Origin of the sequence: Microbulbifer yueqingensis (genome assembly GCF_900100355.1) — a bacterium.
Classification (GTDB): domain Bacteria; phylum Pseudomonadota; class Gammaproteobacteria; order Pseudomonadales; family Cellvibrionaceae; genus Microbulbifer; species Microbulbifer yueqingensis.
Genome location: NZ_FNFH01000002.1, coordinates 379,164 through 397,105 on the forward strand (window position 1 = coordinate 379,164; position 17,942 = coordinate 397,105).

Consider the following 17,942-nt stretch of genomic DNA (forward strand, 5'->3'; position numbering starts at 1 on the left):
GAAAAATACTGCAGTAAGCTTCGATATCTATTGGATGAGAACCCGGCAGGCGCTCCCTGCCTTCCGGGAGGTTTTTATTCTTCGGAAAGACTCAGTTCGTAGAACTCGAGTTCGCGGGTAAACACGTCCTTGTCGAGCGGCTTGAGGCTGTCATCCATGAGGCTGGACACCAGGTCCGTCTCCACCCCGACCTCGGAACTCTTCCAAGGCACGATATAAAGTGATTTTGGTGCTTCCTTATTGCCGATAATGGAAATACCGGAAAGCTCCTTGATCTCTTTATCGACCTTTTTGGCCGCGCCCTCTTCCTGCGCCTGCACCGCCACGGAGAATGAAACGAGCAGTGCCAGGAATGCACCGGTGTGCAGGGAATTAAATTTTGCCTTCACCTTCCAGCCCTCCGCTTGAGATCGGCAACCCAGATGGTTACTTCTTTGTCCTCAGGGTTTAACGCCAGGTACTGGTTGAATTGTGCCAGAGCACACTGGGGATCTTGCAGATAGAGATCACACAAAATGCCAAAATTTTTTATTAGCGGACTGTATTCCGGATTGGTCGCAATGGCGTCGGTATATATTTTGCGAGCTTCCTCGAACCGGCCCTGCTTCCGGTACAGTACGGCCAGCTCGTTATTGGCCACCGGGTGTCCCGGGTCGATTTCCAGCGCCTGCAAAAAAGACTCTTCGGCGTGCTTCTGGTCACCACTTTTGTAATAGGCGATACCAAGGTTGACGTACGGGGCCGGCAATCGCTGTTCACGCTCAAGCACGTCGTGCAGCAGGGCTATAGCCTCCGCATACTGCTCGGCGTGAAGCAGCTGTACCGCTTCCTCGAAATCCCGGCTGACACCGCCGGAGACCCGGACATTACTGTAATCGGTCACCTTCTCCTGACGGGCAGGACCGGACGCACAGGCGGCCAGCAACATGGCCAGGCCGAATACGACCGCCCTGCAGGAGAGGCGCTTAGAGAGATTCCACATGCTTATAAACCTTTCGCTTGCTGGATCAGACCCTGCCCGAATTGCCGCTGGCGCCAGTCTCAAGAGTCCTCTTCACTGGTCTCGCCCACCTCATCTGCACCGCCGCCTTCCTCTGCATCCCGGACCTCGGGGACACCTTTCCCTGAAGCCTGCTGCGAGGCCGGCTCGCCAGCGTCCCCGGCTTCAGCCAGTTCCGGTGCTGGAATTTCGGGTATCGGCACGATGGTGGGCAGGATCTCCCCGGCCTCCTCCGGGCGGGCATAGGTGGCAGGTACCAGCGTAGCCAGCCGGCCGATAGTCTTTTCGATCCAGTCGTTGTAGATACCCATGCCGAGCAGTTCCACGTTCTTTTCGTGGACCGAGATCGCCTTTTCCTCGAACGGGTAGATTTGTTCCTCGAGCGCCAGCTCGTATTCCTCCAGCTCCAGGGGCGAGAGGTTGGTGGGGCGCTCGGACTCTTTCAGCGCCCTGCTGAAGTGGAGGTAGATTTCGCCCAGGTAGTAGGTCGCAGCGGCCGTAACGTCCGCAACCTGGTAATCGATCAGGTCGGAGTAAGCGGCGATAGCGGCCTTCATGCGAATGCGCTTCTGGTTAAGGTTCTGTTCGATGGGAGCCACCAGGCGCACCTGGGTAAAGGCATCGAAACTGGGCTCGGCCAGGACCAGCGCCGCGTTACCGGCCAGGTAGCGGGTGCGATCGTTGCGCTGGCTGCCACCCTGCGCCTCGATACGGACCATTTGCCGCAGTTCTTCCATATAGGCCGCCTGGTTGCCGGCGGCCTTCAACAGCTCCGCAATCTTCTGGCGCGTTTCCAGGGCCGGCTCCATTGGCGTCGGGAAGAGCTGCACGTACCGGCGCAGCACCTCCAGTGCCTTGTCGTCACGGTTGGCGGCACTGTAAAGGTCCGCAGCCTGGTTCAGCGCCTCGCGCCGGACGTCATCGTCTTCAGACTCGCGTTCGATACGCTCGAATTCCGCTGCCGCCAGCAGCAACTGGCCGCTCTCCTGGTAAACCACAGCAAGCTTCTTGGTGACATCCTTGATCAGCTTGTGCTGGGGGAAGTGCTGGCGGAAGCCTTTGAGTACCGCTGCCGCCTGGGTCCAGTCTTCCAACAGGATGAGTGCCGCGGCCGCATCGTATTCAGCAGTGGCCAGGATAGTAGCGCCGGGAGCCACATTGCGAATCCTCAGGAAATGCTGGGCTGCGGTGGCGTGGTCCTCCTGCTTGCGTGCCAGGTCACCCTGCTGGTATATGGACGCAGCGAGGTTATCCACGTAGCCAGCACGATCCTTGGAGTCGGCGGGCGTCAGTGCCAGGACCTGGCTATACGCCGCCTCCGCCTCCACGAAGGCTTCAGTCTCGAAGGAGGCATGGGCGACAGAGAGCCATGCGGATTGGCGAATCTCACGCTTGGCCTGCGGGAAGCGCTCAAGCAGCAACCGGCCCTGCTCGATGGTCTGCGCGTATTCGTCCAGGCTGTACAGGTCTTCCACGGCGCCGACCATTACCTGCGCCGCGTCCTTATGGCTGGGGAATGTCTCGGCAAATTTCAGTGACGAGCGGATAATCTCCCGCTTGAATGCACCCCGCTCGGCCAGGGGGGCATTCTTCAGCTTGTTGCCGAGGTGCTCCCGGTAGGCATACACCGCCGCATAGCCCGCCTCACTTGATTTCTCGTGGGCGGGATACTCATACGCGGTGCGCTCATACTCCACACCGGCCTGGCGGAAGTCGCGATTCTCGAGCAACAGGCCCGCCAGCTGGAAGTTGATTTCCGGCGCCTTGGGCTGGTCGCTGAAGGATTTAAGGTAACTGCGGTACCAGTGAATGGCTTCGCGATAGTTCTCCGCCTTTTTGTCCTTGAGGCGCTTGTTCTGGTAGGCGGCATGGTAGTGGCCGGCCAGGTCTATGAGGTTGGTCTGCAGGAACTCGACCACCTCGCCGTACTCGCTGATATCGAATACTGTCCAGTACTCCGCCTCAAGCGCATAGGTATTGGCAAACGCCTTCTTTGATTCCAGTACCAGCCGTGGGAAGCCACCCTTCTGGTAGATCTCGATCACCCGGATAGAGAAGTCCGGCGCAACCCGGTGCAACGGGTTGCGCTCGACAAAGGTACCGTAGGCTTCAGCAGCATCCTGGTACCGACGCTTGTCCAGGTAGTATTCACCCAGGTGACTGTACACATGCGACTCATAGTCGCGCTCGCCCTTGCGCTCGAAATAGTCGACGATCGACTCCGCGCCGCCCAGATACGAGAAACTCAGGCTGACAACACGGAAGGTATCCTCGACGTGCTTGCGCTCCACGTCATTGCTCTGCTGCTCGAAGTCGTAACCCTTGGATACCTTGTAATCGAGCATGCCGACGAAGTCGTCCAGTCCCCGCTCGTACAGTTCCTGCTTGAAGAAGGCCCAGCCCCGCTTGTACAGGGCGATCTCATAAAAGCTGGAGGCCTCCCCCATCGCAATGACCCTGCCATAGGACTCTTCCGCATCCAGGTACTTCTTGCGGGTGAAGTAATATTCACCCAGGCGGAAATACGCCTCGTCGGCGTGGCGGGACTGCGGGTACTTGGCAACCATCTGGCGCAGGACATCGACGGCTTCATCGATCTGGCCGGTTTCCTCGTAGGCTCGCGACAACTGGTACATGACCTGGTCATTGCGTTCATAGAGGGGGTACTTCTCCAGCAACTGCCGATACAGCCCGATCGCCTCAGAGGCATTGGCAGCCAGGGCCGCATCGGGATTATCGCCGGGCATTGCGACCGCGCTGTCGTCGGCGGCGATATCCACACCGGCGCTGGCCCGCTCCTCGAAGGCACGGTCGGATTCGTCACCCCGGGAGGCAATTCCGGATGCGGATACGGTCGGGGAGGCGGTCGCCGGCGCACTGCCAGCCGTCGGAGCGGCCAGGCTCGCGCCCTCACTGCGGGCTTCGGCGTCGATGGTTACCACCCCGCCACCAGCGGTGCCGGAGGACGCGGCGACATCTTCACCAAGGGAGCGCGCCTCGGCCCGGTGGGCCTGCTTGATCTTGAGGTCGGCAATACGCCGCATGGCTTCCGGCGTCAGGGCAGTTTCCGGAGTCTCCTGCAGGTATTTCTGGTAACTGGCAAGCGCCTTTTCCAGACTGCCGTCGATCCGCTCTTCCCTGATCTCAATATCGACATCCTGCAGACTGCCAATTGTCTGGCTGTCATTGGCGGCACACCCCGATAGCAGCGCGGCAAGCACTAGCGCGCCCGTACAGCTGCGGGGCCTGACGGCCCGGGCGAGCGGCTTCAAGGGAGAGGCAAATGGAACGGCGTGGAACATGCGAACCTGGAATTCCTTCACTGCGCAGCCTCCTCACCCGCTGCATCCGGCTCTAGCTCCGGAGGTGTATCCTGGGGCAGCGGCTCGCCATCGGCGGATGGCTCGGGCTTATCCTGTGTGGCCGGCTGTTCAGCCTGACGCGACTGGTATTCCTCGATCCTGCGTTGGTCAGCCCGCTGTTCCTGCAGCTCGTGGGCGCGGTCATAGCTGTCGGCAAGGGCAAAGCGGGCCTTGATCTGGTAACTCTCAAGCCGGGCGCGACGCCCCTCCAGCTCGTTGATAGCCATCTGCTCCAGCATGGCCCCCTGGCGGGCCATCAAGCGCTCAATCCGCGGCTGCACCTGCTCTATACGGGCCCGCAGGGAACGGATGGTATCGTCGTAACCGACATAACTGTGGGTTGCGGCCTGCCGGCTGCGCACGTAGGAGTTGTATACCTGCTGAAGCTCCCCGATTTCGGTATTGAGTTCCTGCAGGTGCTTGTAGGCTTCGGTCAGGCGGGCATCGTACTCCGTCGCCAGCCGCCAGTGGAGTATCCCCTCAAGTCTCTGTACCCGGGCTTTGGTCTCCTCACTCACCAACGATGGCTGCCGGTCCAGCAGCGCGCGGATACGCTGTACGCGAAGCAGGCTTTCCCGCTCTTGCGTTTTCGCCAGGTGTTCCGGGCGCCGCGTAACGAGCATCTGGTCGATTCGCTGGGCGAAGGTGTCACGCTGCTCGGTGCGCAGCTTGATACGCGCATCCAGCGCGCGGAACTTCTCGTCGAGCCCCGGCAGTAACGGCTCATAGTAAGCTCGCCGCTCGGCAATGATGCTCTCGAAGGCGCGCAGACTCTTCAGCCATTCTGCATTGCGCTCGTGCAGGTCATTAAGATCGCGGTAGTTGCGCAGGAATTCCTGGTAGTCATTGCTGGCCATGAGATCCAGCAGGTAATGGGTCTCAGGGGCACCCGGGATACTGCGCAGGGTCACCACCCAGTTCTTGACCTGGTCCGCCTCCTTACGGCGCAGCGCCTCCAGGAACTTGCCCTCGCGAATGCTCTCGATGGAAGCCGTCAGTGTATCCACCTCTTCCCCGAAGACATCGAGCGCGTGACCATAGTTGACGGCAGCAGTACTGTGCACATTCAGCTTGCCATAGGCGTAAGGGACGGCCAGTAGCGCTTCCTGCACAGCCTCATTTGTGTGCTTGCGTTTCTGCAGCATCTTCCAGGGAACCAGCGCCCGATCAAAGCGGCCGGCCCGCGCCTCTACCCAGCCGGCGCCCAGGAGCGCGCGGTTGGAAAAGGGTCCCTCCAGGTGGACACGGTCGAAATAGGGCCGTGCCAGCTCCAGTTCCCCGGCCTCCATCAGCCTGGACCCGAGCATCAGGTTGGTCTTGTCGTACAGGGCCTGCTTGGCGCTGTCGGAACTGCTGCGCTTGCCCAACGCCGTCAGCTCGGCAATCCCCTCGGCCTGCTCCCCGGCCTTCAGCAGGGCGATTCCCAGGTTGTACTCGACAAAGCCATCAAGCTCCTCTTCTCCCTGCAGGTCCTCCAGTAATTCGACCGCCTCGGAGAATCGGCCCAGCTCCATGTAAACCCGGGCGCGCAGGAACTGCTCCCTGGCCCGCACCCGCTCGGGGACGCGCCCCTCGATCATTTCCAGCGCGTGGAGAGCGTTGCGGGGCTGCTGCTTGTGATAGTGGATACGGGCAAGGCGATACGCAGCCTCGTTACGGACCGGTCGCGGCACGTCACCTTTCAGCACGGCCTCAATAGCGCGCCCCGCTTCACGGTGCATGCGATAGGAGAGCTCGAGATCGCCCACCGAGAATTCAGCCTCCCCGTAATGGGCAGTGAATGGGTCCAGTTCAGGCTGGTCCAAGCGACGATATTGCGCCAGTTCGGTGTCCAGGCTGACGATCGCATCGAAGTGTTCGCCCTGGTAGGCCTCGTACATGGCCGCACCGAAGAACAGGTCCTTCAGGTCATCCTGGGAGCGGTCGATCGCAATCGCGGCAGGGATGCTCGCCAGCGAGGCCAGGGCCGCGCCGATTACAGTCGGTGCCAGACGGGGAAACATGACTACCAGTCCTTGAAGTTGATCGCGGACTTGGCACCGGCTATCTGTATCTCGACGAATTTGGGCCCGACCTTTTTCTCCACTGCATAGCTCGCCTGGCCGCTCACTTCACGGCCGGAATCTGTCTTGCCCATATAGCGGACCTGCAGGGGATGGCTGCCGGACTGGACATTGGCAACATGGATTTTCTGCACACCGCCCTTCTGCAGGGCCTCAATTTCGCGGTAGGTATAGAGGTGGTGGGCCACTACTTCACCGTCGAGAGTGAGCTCGACGGACTCCAGGCTGAAACCCTCCGGCTCGGTGATGGAAACGAAGAAGGAAGCCTGGGTATTGGAGGGGAACAACAGCTTTTCTTCGAGCTGGGACAGCTCGGCGGTAAGGTTGATGACATCCTTTTTGACATCTTGGATCTGCTCATCAAGACCGCGGATATCGCCACGACTTACGTCCTGGGCATAGCCCACGGACGCCAGCAGCATCAATGCCGTTAAAATTAGAATTCTGCTCATGTTACCTACCTCTGACCCTACCGCTGACAACGAGCGCCGGTGATGTCACGACCGCCCAGTGGCCGTCTGGAGCCCCCAAATTCAGGGGGCGACTGGTCAACGGGATTGTATTGCAATCAGGGGATGGTCAAATGTGAGGCAGGTCAAATCTCGGTTATCCCGGCCCTGCAGGCACCTGCAGCCGCGCAGTGCCTCACATTTTTACGTATGCAGCGGAAGCATGAGCGGTGTGATCCGGAATATGGTCGCGGGCAGCCCTTGAATCAGGGGAGTGAAGAAAAGCAATCGCAGTGAGGAAATATCGAGACCGGCGGCTACACAAGCGTGGGGCCCCTACGTGGACCGGGAATTAACGCACAACCCGACCGACCGGGCGGCAAAAGCAAAGCATCCCTCGCGCGATCCAGTGCACCCCCGCATACCAACAGAAACAAAAAAGCCCCGCAGTGCGGGGCTTTCCGGGTTGCTTCAGACTTCTGAAGACTTTGATGTGGTGCCCAGGGCGGGACTTGAACCCGCACGCGCATAGCGCACTACCCCCTCAAGATAGCGTGTCTACCAATTCCACCACCTGGGCTTAAACTTGCTGTCTGCTATTACTGAGGTGACTCCTCGTCGGCCCCTTCCTCAGGGATCTCGTCGACAGTAGGCACCTCGGTGGCCGGCGCTGCTTCCAATGCCGGGACGTCGCTGTCGGCCTCCGGTGCTTCCACGCCCGGGGCAGGCTGCTCTACTGCTGCAGGCACCTGCGGCAGGTCGGCATCGACATTTGCCTCGGACGCCTGCTTGGCCAGAAGCGCGAGACCAAAGCTGGTCACGAAAAATACGGTTGCCATAATCGCAGTCAGGCGAGAAAAGAAATTCCCGCTGCCCTGGCTGCCAAACACGGTCTGGGATGCACCAGCGCCGAATGAGGCACCGGCCTCAGCACCCTTACCCTGCTGAAGCAGGATCAGGCCGATGATACTCAGCGCAGTCAGGACGTGAAATATTAAAACCAACTTTTCCATTTTCAGGAAACCCATCGTTCGGGCGCCGGGGCCCAATTATTCAACATTCCGAGAATCGCCGCCAGTCGGCAGACCAGCTATTTTTCCGCCGCACGGCAAATTCCGGCAAATTCTTTCGCATCGAGAGAGGCACCGCCGACCAGCGCTCCGTCGATATCTGCCTGGGCGAACAGCGCCCCGGCGTTAGCACCCTTTACACTGCCACCATACAGCAGCGGGGTCTCCGCACCGGCCTCACCCAGCTTTTCGCGAATGAACCGATGCACTTCCTGCGCCTGTTCCGGCGTTGCAGTCTTGCCGGTACCTATGGCCCAGACAGGCTCATAAGCCACCACCGCGCCGTGCCAGGCATCGTTGCCGGCGAAATCAGTAACTGCCTCCAGCTGCGCCCGGACCACCTCCAGGGTGTGCCCGCCTTCGCGCTCCTCCAGGGTCTCCCCCACACAGAGGATTGGCACCAGGCCAGCACGCTTTACAGCGGAGAACTTCTCGGCCACCAGCTCGCTGGACTCCCCATAACGGCTTCGACGCTCAGAGTGCCCTACGATCACATACTGCACACCGAAGTCCGCCAGCATACCGGTGGAGACTTCGCCGGTATAGGCACCGGATTCCTCCTGGCTGGCATTCTGGGCACCCACACTGAGGCGCTCCGAAGCAACACTGGCTACACAGTCCGCCACCAGCGACAGGTACGGAAAGGGTGGGCAGATCGCCACATCCACTTCGACACCAGCCAGGTCAAACGCGCCGAAAAACTCTTCGACAAACGCCCTGCTGCCGTTCATTTTCCAGTTGGCTGCTACCAGCGGTTTAGGCATGTGTGCTCCTTCAAGGGGCGCAAATCTTAGCGATATTGCCGCCAACATACAACCATAAGATGACGGCGATTTCAGGGTGGCCGCCGGTGTCGGCGGCCTCGTGGCTCAACTGTTGCCGACCCGCTCGACCACGGCAGCGATCCGGGCCGCCAGCTCCTCGACCTGGGCGCGCTTCTCACCCTCCACCATAACCCGGATCAGGGGCTCCGTGCCCGAGGGCCGCAGCAGCACCCTGCCGCGGTTGGCGAGTTCGCTCTCGGCAGCACTTACGGCAGCCTTCACTTCGTCATTTTCCAGCACGCCCTCGCGATGGGCCAGCCTCACATTGACCATATGCTGGGGCAGCATCTTCATGCGCCCCTTCAGCTGGTCGAGAGACTCGCCGAAATCGCTGACGGCACGCAGGGCCTGCAGCGCGGATATCACGCCATCTCCGGTGGTAGTGGAGTCTGCGCAGATGATGTGGCCTGAGGACTCACCACCCAGTTTCCAGCCATTGGCCTGCATCTTCTCCAGCACATAGCGGTCCCCGACCTTGGCGCGCTCGAAGGGGATCTCGCGCTCCCGCAGGGCCAGCTCGAAACCATAGTTGCTCATCAGGGTACCCACTACACCGCTGCAGCCGCCGAGGAACTGCTGGCGGTGCATGGCGATGATAAACAGCAGCTGGTCACCATCCACCAGCTTCCCGTTGCGGTCGGCAAACAGGACGCGGTCGCCATCGCCGTCGAAAGCGATGCCCAGATCGGCACCCTCGTCGCACACGGCCTTCTGCATCTGCCGGGGCTTGGTGGAGCCACAGTCGAGATTGATATTCTGGCCATTCGGGCTCACGCCGAGGGTCACCACCTCGGCCCCCAGCTCCCGGAACACTTTCGGGGCAATGTGGTAAGTGGCACCGTTGGCGCAATCCAGGACTATTTTCATGCCCTCCAGGGAGAAACCCCAGGGGGTCGAGGCCTTGCAGAACTCGATATACCGCGCAGCGGCGTCCTCAATGCGCCATGCCTTGCCCAGGTCAGGTGAGGTGGTCATCGGCAGGTCCATGGCGGCCTCGATGTCCAGCTCCACCTGGTCCGGCAGCTTGCTCCCGTCGGCGTTGAAAAACTTGATGCCGTTGTCCTGGTAAGGGTTGTGAGAGGCGCTGATAACAATGCCCGCCCGTGCGTGGAAGGTGCGGGTGAGATAGGCAATGGCTGGCGTAGGCATTGGCCCGAGCAGGCCCACGTCCACGCCGGCATTGATCAGCCCCGCTTCAAGGGCCGCCTCAAACATGTAGCCGGAAACACGGGTGTCCTTGCCGATCAGGATACTGCGATGGCCACTGCGCTTGCTGCCAGACAGGTCGCCCAGCACCTTGCCCGCCGCGTAGCCCAGCCTGAGCATGAAATCCGGGGTAATGACCCCCTCTCCTACACGTCCGCGAATTCCGTCGGTGCCAAAATATTTTCTGCTCATGGCAATACTTCTCTTTTTCTTCAACTAACCGTTCGTTCTTCTCAAGCTGACTGCCCGGAGCTCTCAGACATTCCCGGGGCAGTCGACCAACTGCTGCAACTTCAGCACATCTGCTGTCGCCGCCACGTCGTGCACCCTCAGGATCCGGGCCCCGCGCTGGGCCGCCAGCATTGCCAGCGCCAGGCTGCCGGGCAGGCGTTCCTCGACCTCACGCCCCAGCAGGCGCCCGATCATCGACTTACGTGACAGCCCCGCGAGCACGGGAATTGTCGCCGGCGCCAGCCGATCGAGGGCGCGCAGCAGCGCGAGGTTGTGCTCGTCGGTCTTCCCGAAGCCGAAACCGGGGTCCACGACAATTTTTTCACGTGTAATCCCGGCTTCGCTGCAGGCCTGCACCCTCCTGTGCAGGTAATCGCTGACCTCGGCCACCACATCGGTGTAACGCGGTGCCTGCTGCATGGTCCCGGGCTGGCCCTGCATGTGCATCAGGCAGACCGGTAAGCCCGTCTCGGCTGCCGCCTGAAGGGCACCCGGACGCTCCAGCGCCCGCACGTCATTGATCAACCCCGCGCCGGCCGCGGCCGCTGCCGTCATTACCGCCGGTGTGCTGGTATCTACCGAGATCACCACCTCCAGGCGGGCGCTGATAGCCTCCACCAGGGGCACCACCCGATCCAGCTCTTCCTGCTCACCTACCGGTACCGCACCGGGCCGGGTCGACTCACCCCCGATATCGAGGATGGCGGCCCCTTCCGCGAGCATACGCTCGGCGCGGGACAGCGCGACATCCAGGTCCAGCCGGCCCTCCCGGTAATACCTGCCACCGTCGGAGAAAGAATCCGGCGTGGTATTCAGCACACCCATCACCCTGGGACGGGTGAGGTCCAGGGTGCTCTTGCCGCAATCAAGCTTCAACCAATACCCCCATTGTCAGTCGTGCCCGCAAAGGCGGCCGTTCCCGCCAGCGGCAATAAAAAAAACCAGGGCGAACCCTGGTTTTCGCTGTCCCGGAGAACGATCAGTGCCCGTTCAGGGGGCCGCCAACCGGGTTGCCCTCGTCTGCACTGGATGCATTCCGGCTCTTGTCGCTGTCCTCGGCCTCACCACTGCCACCGGAACCGAAATCGTTGTCGTGCCAGTCTCGCGGCGGACGCACCTTGCGGCGCGCCATCAGGTCGTCGACCTGTTCGGCATCCAGGGTCTCGTATTCCATCAGGGCGTCCTTCATTGCCTCGAGGATATCGCGGTTCTCCTCCAGCAACTGACTAGCGCGGTCGTAGCAGCTATCGATGATACGCCGCACCTCAGTGTCGATTTCGTTGGAGGTGTTGCCGGATACGGGGTTGCCGGCTCCGGGCTGGCCGCTCTCGTCCTCACCGTAGTGCAGCGGGCCCAGCTTCTCTGACAGGCCCCACTTGGTAACCATGTTGCGGGCCAGCTCGGTGGCGCGCTCGATATCATTGGACGCGCCGGTCGTGACGCCGTCCACACCCAGGGTCATCTCTTCGGCAATACGACCGCCGAACAGCGAACAGAGCTGTGACTCGATGGCGCGCTTGGAAATGCTGTACTTGTCCTCTTCCGGCAGGAACTGGGTAACGCCCAGCGCCCGGCCCCGCGGGATAATGGTGACCTTGTGCACCGGATCGTGCTCCGGCACCAGGCGACCGATAATGGCATGGCCGGCCTCGTGGTAGGCGGTATTCACCTTTTCCTTCTCGCTCATCACCATGGACTTGCGCTCGGCACCCATCATGATCTTGTCACGGGCGCGCTCGAACTCCTCCATGGTCACGGTGCGGCGGTTGGCGCGGGCCGCGAACAGGGCCGCCTCGTTCACCAGGTTGGCCAGGTCGGCACCGGAAAAGCCGGGTGTACCGCGGGCGATGGTCTGCGCAGAGACTGTATCCGCCACCGGAACCTTGCGCATGTGGACTTTCAGGATCTGCTCCCGCCCGCGGATGTCCGGCAGCCCCACAAACACCTGGCGGTCGAAACGGCCGGGGCGCAGCAGGGCGTGATCGAGCACGTCGGGACGGTTGGTGGCGGCGATCACGATGACGCCTTCGTTACCCTCAAAACCGTCCATTTCCACCAGCAGCTGGTTCAGGGTCTGCTCGCGCTCATCGTGACCGCCGCCCACGCCCGCGCCGCGGTGACGACCGACGGCGTCAATCTCGTCAATAAAGATGATGCACGGCGCTTGTTTCTTGGCCTGTTCGAACATGTCGCGGACGCGCGAGGCGCCCACGCCCACGAACATCTCCACGAAATCGGAGCCGGAGATGGAGAAGAACGGGACCTTGGCCTCGCCCGCGATGGCCTTGGCCAGCAGGGTCTTACCGGTGCCGGGAGGGCCCGCCATCAGCACGCCGCGGGGGATTGCGCCGCCCAGGCGCTGGAACTTGGTCGGGTCGCGCAGGAATTCCACCAGCTCCTGCACATCTTCCTTGGCTTCATCCACGCCGGCCACGTCGGCAAACGTTGTCTTGATCTGGTCCTCACCCAACAGGCGGGCCTTGCTCTTGCCGAACGCCATGGGTCCGGAGCGCCCGCCGGCGCCGCCCTGCATCTGGCGCATGAAAAACATGAACACGGCAATAATGATCAGGATCGGGAAGCTCGCCACCAGCAGCTGCTGCCAGATGCTGGGGGATTCGGGTTCGCGTCCGACGAACTTGACGTCATTGCGCACCAGTTCATTGGTGAGCTCATTGTCGATGATCTGCGGCTGGATAGTCTTGAAGCGCTTCCCATCCGCGCGCTCGCCGGTAATGACCAGCCCGTCGACAACCACGCTTTCCACCTGCCCGGACTGCACGTCGCGCACAAACTCGGAGTAGCTGAGGGACTCATCCCTGGACTGGGGCTTGAAGTTCTGGAAGACCATCAGCAGCACAGCCGCGATGATCAGCCACAGTACAAGGTTTTTCGCCATATCGTTCAAAGGGATCACCCTCTCTCTTCACAAAATCTGCCTGCATCCGGGCCGATCCGGCCCCAGGCTCTCTCCGGCAAGCGACACCGGCTGGCCGGCCCGCTCCTAGCGCAATATTCCCGGGACCGCATCCGATCACACCAGTATAGGTATGATAAGCCCGGCCTCGAGCCGTTCCGTCGGGCCCGCAGCCATGATGCCTGCGGCCAAACCACATAAAAGTGCTTATACCACACTGACCCCGCCGCCAAGAAGGGACCAGCCGGTCAAGGCTTTGTTATCCGCCCTTGAAGCCGCGAGCCACCACGTACACTTCACGGGAGCGGGGGCGGGAGGCGCCCGGCTTGCGGGTGACCACGCTGGTGTAAGTAGCGCGCAGGTCCCGGATCAGTTCATCGAAGCCCTCGCCCTGGAAGACCTTGGCCACAAAGGCCCCGCCCGGCTTGAGCACCTGGCGCGCCATATCCACGGCCAGCTCGACGAGGTACATGGAAGCGGGTTGGTCAACATCCCTAACCCCACTCATATTGGGGGCCATATCGGAAATCACAAGGTCAGCCTTTTCCTCCCCGAGGCGGTCGAGCAGCTCATTCAGGACGGATTCCTCAGTAAAGTCACCCTGCACAAACTCCACCCCGGCCAGCGGGTCCATGGAAAGGATATCCGATGCAAGCACCCTGCCGTTATGACCAACGAGTTCCATCGCCACCTGCGACCAGCCTCCCGGAGCGGCACCGAGATCGACCACCGTCATACCCGGCTTGAACAGGCGGTCCTTCTTCTGCAGCTCGTGCAGCTTGTAGCTCGCCCGGGAGCGGTACCCCTCCTTCTGCGACTGTTTCACATAGGGGTCATTAAAATGTTCGCGCAGCCAGCGGTGGCTGCTTTTGGATCGGCCCATCGGTTACAATGCCTGGTATATCAACAGCTTTCGCAGGAGCGGCCCGTGCCCGCGATCGGGGGTCTTGACGTACCCGGCACCGATCGCGGCTACGGGCCGCTCCTACAATAGATATCCACTAAGTGGTAATGGAGTATTGTATGCCTTTAACCGCCGAGCGTAAAAAATCCCTGCGCAGCCTTGGCCACAACCTGAAGCCGGTAGTGACCGTCGCCGGGAAGGGTTTGACTGAGGGGGTCATGGAGGAGGTCGAGCGGGCCCTGGAAGATCATGAGCTGATCAAGGTCAAGCTGATGGTCGCCGACCGGGAACTCCGCCACCAGGTGGTGGGAGAACTCTGCGAGAAGAGCGGTGCCGAGCTGGTCCAGGAAATCGGCAAGGTCGCGCTGATCTTTCGCGCTGCGGATAAGCCCAAGGCGCGCACCTCGAACCTGCTTCGCTGACCGCCTGCCCGATTATCCGCCGACCGCCTCCGGCACGCAGCTGACCCCTTCCAGCAAACGCGGACTCCCCTGGGGAAGCCGCACCAGCCAGCACTCCCCGGCCTCCAACAGGAGCCGGAACCGGACCGGCGCCTGCATCTCCCGGCCGGCGAGGTGTGGCTGGCGCAGGTCCCGCGGCGGGCTGTGCTCAATGACCAGCAAGCTGCTGCTGGTCAGGGCGCTGTCCGACAAAGTTACCGGCACGTTTCCCAGGGCCTCACTGACCGCCCCCTGCAGCTCCGCGCGGCTGGCGTCGGTCACCGGGTCTATCACTGCCGGCACGCCGGCGCCCTGGGCACGGGGTGAGCTGCAGCCTGCCAAAAGCACAATGGCACCGATGCAAGCGAGTGAAGCAATCCGTTCCATCCTCACATCCCTCCGATTATGCGATTCTCGCGCCACATGGATTTGAATACACTCTGGCCGGAGCCCTGCAGACGCGTCCCGGACTCGTTTGTGCCGAAGTAGGCCGCAGCCTCGGGGCTGGGACAGCTGCCGGTCTCGATATATTCCAGCGCGGTCGCGAGCTGGCCCTCGACCGGGTCCCCGAGCTGATGGTCAAAATCGTCCTCGACTTGGCACCCCGTGACGCCAGCACTGCCGCTCCCGCCGGGCACGAAACCGTCGGAATATTCACCGAAACCCTTGTCGTTGACACCCTTGAACTGGATGCTGAAGTAGGTGGTGCCGCAGTTGTCGGTAGGATAGAACCCATAGGGTTTACCGCAGGTCTTCCCGCCCACCTGTATCACCTCTACATCAACCCCGCGCAGGCCGTTGATAATGGCCTCACTGGCCGAACAGGTGGCGCCGCCGGTAAGCACGAATACCCGGTTCAGCTCCGGGGCGAGGGACGGTAAGGGCTGCCCCTGCGGCAGCTCCCCGCCACTGCCGGTGATGTCGATAAACGGCATCGGAGTCAACGGCTGGCCGGTCACCGGGTTGATCGCCGGGTATTTGTCATTGAATACCATCTGCTCGAAGGTGCGTCCCTCAGTCCGAACCTCCCCGGCGATCATATAGGCCAGCTGGCTGGCCATCGCCAGCAGCCCGCCGCCGTTGTAACGAAGGTCGAGCACCAGTTCATCGATACCAGCGGCATTGAATTTATTAACCGCATCGACCAACTGCTTCTCTGCGACGGCGATATGGTCATTGAAGAGCAGGTAGCCAACCTTCCGGCCCATTGCCCCATCGACCACCTTCTCGAACTGCACCGGGTCACTGGCATAGGCGCCGGAGGTAAAAGTCACCGTCTGCACGGAGCCGTCGACATACTCCAGCTTGAACTCGTGCTCCTCACCGGCGGTCTCCGGGAAGAGCCCGTCGTTCAGGATATTGATACTGGCCTCATCATCGGCGTACACCAGATCTACGCCGTCCACTTCCAGCACCCGGGCACCGCGCTCGGCACCCGCGGGCTGGCCCGGCTGCTCCGTATAGGCGATGACCACATGCCGGGGAGGCCGGGTTGCCAGCAGTGCCCATTGCAGGCCGTAGCCGAGGAACACGCCCGACTCCGACTGGGCCACCCACTCAGCGGTGGGCATGGAAAAATGGAAATTATCCTTGCGGGCGCCACTGTCGGTCAGTTCATTGGTAACCAGCAGGTCGAAATAATCCTGCACCGCGTAGTCGGCCGGATCGAGGTCTTCAATCTCGTCATACCACAGGTAGAGCTCGTGGCTCCAGGAGCGCAACCAGTTCTTCTCATCGAGGGCTGAGCCCTGCACATCCGGGTAAGTGGCGCCACTGCGCGGTGCTGCACACCGATTGACGAAGGTATCCGAAGGCAGGAAGTTTCCTTCCACCCAGCCGGTGTCGTCTCCACTGCCGGAGACGGGGCTGGGATCGGGTGAAGGAGAATTGTCGCCGCCACCCCCGCCGCCACAGGCAGCCAGTCCCATCACGAGCGACAACAGGAAAGGGCGCATCCGGGACAACTGCCCGGCCGGGTCTAGTGAGTTCATTATTGTTTTACCCTGTCATTACAGAGGGGCGACAGCCCTCCCCCGGGGCCTCGCCGGGGGACGGTGGCTGGTGTGGGCTGCTGCGGGCACTCAACCCGCTAGCTTACCCAGCACGGCCTGCAGGCTCTCTTTCGCGTCGCCGAACAGCATCCGCGCATTGTCCTTGTAGAACAGCGGATTGGCCACCCCCGCATAACCGGACGCCATGGAGCGCTTGAGGATCACCACCTTGCCGGCCTTCCAGCACTCCAGTACCGGCATGCCGGCGATTGGCGAGCCGGGCTTTTCCACCGCATCCGGGTTGACCGTGTCGTTGGCACCGATCACCAGTACCAGGTCGGTATCGGGGAAATCATCGTTGATTTCATCCATTTCCAGCACGATGTCATAGGGGACATTGGCCTCTGCCAGCAAAACATTCATATGCCCCGGCAGCCGCCCTGCCACCGGATGGATGCCGAAGCGCACCGTCTTGCCCTGCTTGCGCAGCTTGTCGGTGAGATCGCTGACTGCCTGCTGGGCGTGGGCCACGGCCATCCCGAATCCGGGCACGATGATGATGCTGTCGGCCTCGTCCAGGTCGTCGGCCAGCTCCTCGAAGCTGGTCTCCTGGTATTCGCCCTCGACCTCGCCATCGCCCACGGCGCCGCCGTCGGAACCGAAGCCACCCAGGATCACACTGACAAACGAGCGGTTCATCCCCCGGCACATGATGTAGCTGAGGATGGCACCGGAGGAGCCCACCAGCGCTCCCACCACGATCAGCAGGTCGTTGCTCAGCATGAAGCCGGTGGCCGCCGCTGCCCAGCCCGAGTAGCTGTTAAGCATGGAAATCACTACAGGCATATCCGCACCGCCAATCGCCGCAATCAGGTGCACCCCCAGCAACAGGGCAATGGCAGTCATGATCAGCAGGTTGAGCACGGTGCCTGGCCCCAGGTCCGCTGGGATAAACAGCCAGCCGAGGAAGACACAGCCCAGGATCGCCGCCAGGTTGAGCCAGTGGCGCGCTGGCAGCATCAGGGGCTTGCCGGAGATGAGTCCCTGCAGCTTGCCGAAGGCGACCAGTGAACCGGTCAGGGTGATGGCGCCGATAAAGATGCCGAGGAAGATCTCGGTGTTGTGCACGATGTGCTCGGCACCGGTGAGATTCAACCGGGGATCAAGGAAGCCGCCCCAACCGATCAGCACGGCGGCGAGCCCCACAAAGCTATGGAGCAAGGCCACCATCTGCGGCATCTGGGTCATGGCGACACGCTGGGCCAGGAAGATACCGATAACCGCGCCCACCGCCATGGCGATGGCCACCATCCAGTAAGCCCCGGACACGATGCCGGCAATCGTGGCAATAATGGCAACCGCCATCCCCACCATGCCGTAGATATTGCCCCTCCGCGCGGTCTCGTGGCTCGACAGGCCCCCGAGACTCAGGATAAACATCACCGCGGAAAAGAGATAAGCCATGGAAATCATACCGTTCATTAT

15 protein-coding genes and 1 tRNA gene are annotated in these 17,942 nt (G+C 61.6%); 1 reads left to right on the forward strand and 15 read right to left on the reverse strand.

Translation table 11 applies throughout. From position 1 onward, the window contains the following. Positions 1 to 74 precede the first annotated feature (74 nt). From BLT26_RS05455 to rlmE, 12 genes are all read right to left on the reverse strand, one after another. Positions 75 to 389 carry a hypothetical protein gene (locus BLT26_RS05455; protein ID WP_245720600.1) on the reverse strand — a complete coding sequence of 105 codons (315 nt, stop codon included), beginning with the start codon at positions 387 to 389 and terminating at the stop codon, positions 75 to 77. Continuing rightward, complete coding sequence (locus BLT26_RS05460) at positions 386 to 883, reverse strand: tetratricopeptide repeat protein (protein ID WP_245720601.1); 498 nt, start codon at positions 881 to 883, stop codon at positions 386 to 388. Before BLT26_RS05460 ends, BLT26_RS05455 begins: the two co-directional genes overlap by 4 nt. Positions 884 to 1,041: 158 nt before the next feature. After that, entirely contained in the window at positions 1,042 to 4,323 is a 3,282-nt protein-coding gene (locus tag BLT26_RS05465) for a tetratricopeptide repeat protein (protein WP_245720602.1), read from the reverse strand. Beyond that, a complete protein-coding gene (locus BLT26_RS05470; RefSeq protein ID WP_091509846.1) occupies positions 4,320 to 6,365 on the reverse strand; it encodes a tetratricopeptide repeat protein in 2,046 nt (681 codons plus the stop codon). Before BLT26_RS05470 ends, BLT26_RS05465 begins: the two co-directional genes overlap by 4 nt. Before the next feature lie 2 nt (positions 6,366 to 6,367). Beyond that, positions 6,368 to 6,877, reverse strand: coding sequence for a hypothetical protein (locus tag BLT26_RS05475; RefSeq protein WP_091509850.1), 510 nt, complete (start codon positions 6,875 to 6,877; stop codon positions 6,368 to 6,370). Between the two features lie 491 nt (positions 6,878 to 7,368). Continuing rightward, positions 7,369 to 7,454 (reverse strand) — tRNA-Leu (locus BLT26_RS05480). A gap of 19 nt (positions 7,455 to 7,473) precedes the next feature. After that, on the reverse strand, positions 7,474 to 7,887 hold the full coding sequence (gene secG, locus BLT26_RS05485; RefSeq protein ID WP_091511015.1) for a preprotein translocase subunit SecG: 414 nt from the start codon (positions 7,885 to 7,887) through the stop codon (positions 7,474 to 7,476). Between the two features lie 77 nt (positions 7,888 to 7,964). Further along, positions 7,965 to 8,708 carry a triose-phosphate isomerase gene (tpiA, locus tag BLT26_RS05490; protein ID WP_091509853.1) on the reverse strand — a complete coding sequence of 248 codons (744 nt, stop codon included), beginning with the start codon at positions 8,706 to 8,708 and terminating at the stop codon, positions 7,965 to 7,967. 105 nt (positions 8,709 to 8,813) lie between these two features. Further along, a complete protein-coding gene (gene glmM / locus BLT26_RS05495; RefSeq protein WP_091509856.1) occupies positions 8,814 to 10,166 on the reverse strand; it encodes a phosphoglucosamine mutase in 1,353 nt (450 codons plus the stop codon). 63 nt (positions 10,167 to 10,229) lie between these two features. Further along, positions 10,230 to 11,030 (reverse strand): dihydropteroate synthase, encoded by an 801-nt coding sequence (gene folP / locus BLT26_RS05500; RefSeq protein ID WP_091511018.1) that lies wholly within the window; start codon positions 11,028 to 11,030, stop codon positions 10,230 to 10,232. Between the two features lie 154 nt (positions 11,031 to 11,184). After that, positions 11,185 to 13,104 (reverse strand): ATP-dependent zinc metalloprotease FtsH, encoded by a 1,920-nt coding sequence (ftsH, locus tag BLT26_RS05505; protein WP_091511022.1) that lies wholly within the window; start codon positions 13,102 to 13,104, stop codon positions 11,185 to 11,187. A gap of 277 nt (positions 13,105 to 13,381) precedes the next feature. After that, positions 13,382 to 14,005 carry a 23S rRNA (uridine(2552)-2'-O)-methyltransferase RlmE gene (rlmE, locus tag BLT26_RS05510; RefSeq protein WP_091509859.1) on the reverse strand — a complete coding sequence of 208 codons (624 nt, stop codon included), beginning with the start codon at positions 14,003 to 14,005 and terminating at the stop codon, positions 13,382 to 13,384. Positions 14,006 to 14,145: 140 nt separating this feature from the next. Here rlmE and yhbY point away from each other — a divergent pair, with 140 nt between their 5' ends. Next, positions 14,146 to 14,448, forward strand: coding sequence for a ribosome assembly RNA-binding protein YhbY (yhbY, locus tag BLT26_RS05515; protein ID WP_091509862.1), 303 nt, complete (start codon positions 14,146 to 14,148; stop codon positions 14,446 to 14,448). A gap of 12 nt (positions 14,449 to 14,460) precedes the next feature. On the opposite strand, the gene BLT26_RS05520 is transcribed toward yhbY, so the two are convergent. From BLT26_RS05520 to pntB, 3 genes are all read right to left on the reverse strand, one after another. After that, entirely contained in the window at positions 14,461 to 14,853 is a 393-nt protein-coding gene (locus BLT26_RS05520) for a hypothetical protein (RefSeq protein WP_091509866.1), read from the reverse strand. A gap of 2 nt (positions 14,854 to 14,855) precedes the next feature. After that, positions 14,856 to 16,457 carry a S41 family peptidase gene (locus BLT26_RS05525; protein ID WP_245720604.1) on the reverse strand — a complete coding sequence of 534 codons (1,602 nt, stop codon included), beginning with the start codon at positions 16,455 to 16,457 and terminating at the stop codon, positions 14,856 to 14,858. A gap of 90 nt (positions 16,458 to 16,547) precedes the next feature. Continuing rightward, entirely contained in the window at positions 16,548 to 17,939 is a 1,392-nt protein-coding gene (gene pntB, locus BLT26_RS05530; RefSeq protein ID WP_091509872.1) for a Re/Si-specific NAD(P)(+) transhydrogenase subunit beta, read from the reverse strand. Positions 17,940 to 17,942: the final 3 nt, after the last annotated feature.

What these genes read in the sequence shown, in the direction of transcription:
- yhbY (WP_091509862.1), top strand. Translation starts at nt 14,146, where the DNA reads ATGCCTTTAACCGCCGAGCGTAAAAAATCCCTGCGCAGCCTTGGCCAC.
- ftsH (WP_091511022.1), bottom strand. Translation starts at nt 13,104, where the DNA reads ATGGCGAAAAACCTTGTACTGTGGCTGATCATCGCGGCTGTGCTGCTG.
- BLT26_RS05475 (WP_091509850.1), bottom strand. Translation starts at nt 6,877, where the DNA reads ATGAGCAGAATTCTAATTTTAACGGCATTGATGCTGCTGGCGTCCGTG.
- pntB (WP_091509872.1), bottom strand. Translation starts at nt 17,939, where the DNA reads ATGAACGGTATGATTTCCATGGCTTATCTCTTTTCCGCGGTGATGTTT.
- rlmE (WP_091509859.1), bottom strand. Translation starts at nt 14,005, where the DNA reads ATGGGCCGATCCAAAAGCAGCCACCGCTGGCTGCGCGAACATTTTAAT.
- folP (WP_091511018.1), bottom strand. Translation starts at nt 11,030, where the DNA reads ATGGGTGTGCTGAATACCACGCCGGATTCTTTCTCCGACGGTGGCAGG.
- secG (WP_091511015.1), bottom strand. Translation starts at nt 7,887, where the DNA reads ATGGAAAAGTTGGTTTTAATATTTCACGTCCTGACTGCGCTGAGTATC.
- BLT26_RS05525 (WP_245720604.1), bottom strand. Translation starts at nt 16,457, where the DNA reads ATGAACTCACTAGACCCGGCCGGGCAGTTGTCCCGGATGCGCCCTTTC.
- glmM (WP_091509856.1), bottom strand. Translation starts at nt 10,166, where the DNA reads ATGAGCAGAAAATATTTTGGCACCGACGGAATTCGCGGACGTGTAGGA.
- BLT26_RS05470 (WP_091509846.1), bottom strand. Translation starts at nt 6,365, where the DNA reads ATGTTTCCCCGTCTGGCACCGACTGTAATCGGCGCGGCCCTGGCCTCG.
- BLT26_RS05520 (WP_091509866.1), bottom strand. Translation starts at nt 14,853, where the DNA reads ATGGAACGGATTGCTTCACTCGCTTGCATCGGTGCCATTGTGCTTTTG.
- tpiA (WP_091509853.1), bottom strand. Translation starts at nt 8,708, where the DNA reads ATGCCTAAACCGCTGGTAGCAGCCAACTGGAAAATGAACGGCAGCAGG.